Annotated in this window: 1 protein-coding gene; it reads left to right on the forward strand. The window is 53.0% G+C overall.

The annotated features are described in order from the left end of the window. Nucleotides 1-760: 760 nt before the first annotated feature. Nucleotides 761-1,970: cytochrome ubiquinol oxidase subunit I (locus ERD80_RS21160; protein WP_136548431.1), on the forward strand; the 1,210-nt coding region annotated here is incomplete at its 3' end.

Raw genomic sequence — 1,970 nt, forward strand, 5'->3', positions numbered from 1 at the left:
GCGCTGGAAGCGGCCGGTGTGAAAACCGTACGCAGCCTGGCCGATATCGGCGACGCAGTGAAAGCGGTACTGCCAGCGAAATAAGATTTTGCTGCTGAAAGAAAAAAGCCACCTGCGGGTGGCTTTTTTTATGGCTGTCATGCACGGCCATTAGCCGTCCTCACACATTTGCAGTAAAAACGTAACGGCAACATTTTCTGCGGCTATGCTTACTTTGTCGTTGAGTAAAGAAGGGCAAAGAGGCGTGCTTTTTCCCGTCAGCGTCCAGGCATCTGGCTGGCACAGAGGTTAAATAATTACGGGAAAGGTAATTGTTTTCTTAATTGCGCTATCGATTTATGACAACTAATTAACAACAACTCTAACACTACATATCTGGAAAATTATTGTCTTAATCCAGATCAATAAAAGGCGATATATAGCAAACTTTACCGCTGGCTAAAAGCAACCCAACCGGTATAAATTGCGCTGCATCAATTCAGTCTTTTTCATCATTTTTCAGGAGTTTGTGCCAGGCGTTGTCATATCAATTCTGTCGCCTCCTCATCTTACTCCTGCTCGAAACAGGCTGAAGCGATCGGTTTTTCGGGGAATTTTCACCACTGTTACTCGCTCACTTCGGGCCGCAGTACGCATTGTGCTGTCGGTAACAAAACTGGAATCAATAATCAGTCGTTCCTGACCTTATTCTGCATCGCACTGCCCGCTGTTTGTGGTTGTTATTCGCAGGATGAGTTCATGCGAGGAGCAAGGAGTCATCATGTTAGATATTGTCGAGCTGTCGCGTTTACAGTTTGCCCTGACGGCGATGTACCATTTCCTGTTCGTGCCCTTAACGCTCGGTATGGCGTTTTTGCTGGCGATCATGGAAACGGTCTATGTCCTGTCGGGAAAACAGATTTATAAAGATATGACCAAATTCTGGGGCAAGTTGTTTGGTATCAACTTTGCGCTGGGTGTGGCCACCGGCCTGACCATGGAATTTCAGTTCGGTACCAACTGGTCTTATTACTCCCACTACGTCGGCGATATCTTCGGTGCGCCGCTGGCCATCGAAGGCCTGATGGCGTTCTTCCTTGAATCCACCTTTGTCGGCCTGTTCTTCTTCGGCTGGGATCGCCTCGGTAAAGTGCAGCACCTGGCGGTGACCTGGCTGGTGGCACTCGGCTCGAACATGTCCGCGCTGTGGATCCTGGTGGCGAACGGCTGGATGCAGAACCCGATCGCCTCCGAGTTCAATTTCGAAACCATGCGTATGGAGATGGTGAGCTTCTCCGAGCTGGTGCTGAACCCGGTGGCGCAGGTGAAATTTGTGCATACCGTGGCTGCGGGCTACACCACCGGTGCGATGTTCATTCTGGGCATCAGCGCCTGGTATCTGCTGAAAGGGCGCGACATCGCGTTTGCTAAACGCTCCTTTGCGATCGCTGCCAGCTTCGGTATGGCTGCCGTGCTGTCGGTCATCGTGCTGGGTGACGAATCCGGCTATGAAATGGGCGACGTGCAGAAAACCAAGCTGGCCGCCATCGAAGCCGAATGGGAAACCCAGCCGGCGCCGGCGGCCTTTACGCTGTTTGGCGTGCCGGATCAGGCGACGCAGGAGAACAAGTATGCCATCCAGATCCCGTATCTGCTCGGCCTGATCGCCACCCGTTCTGTCGATACGCCGGTCACCGGCCTGAAAGATCTGCTGGCGCAGCATGAAGTGCGCATCCGAAACGGTATGAAAGCCTATGCGCTGCTGAACGAGCTGCGGGCCGGCAGTAAAGATCCGGCGGTGCGCAGTGAGTTTGAGACGCATAAACAGGATCTTGGCTACGGTCTGCTGCTCAAGCGTTATACCCCGGACGTGGCGAACGCCACGGAAGCGCAAATCCAGCAGGCAACGCAGGATTCCATTCCGCGCGTGGCACCGCTCTATTTTGCCTTCCGCATCATGGTGCTGTGTGGCGTGCTGCTGCTGGGCATCA

It is taken from the genome of Pantoea sp. R102 (genome assembly GCF_004916815.1).
GTDB lineage: Bacteria > Pseudomonadota > Gammaproteobacteria > Enterobacterales > Enterobacteriaceae > Pantoea > Pantoea dispersa.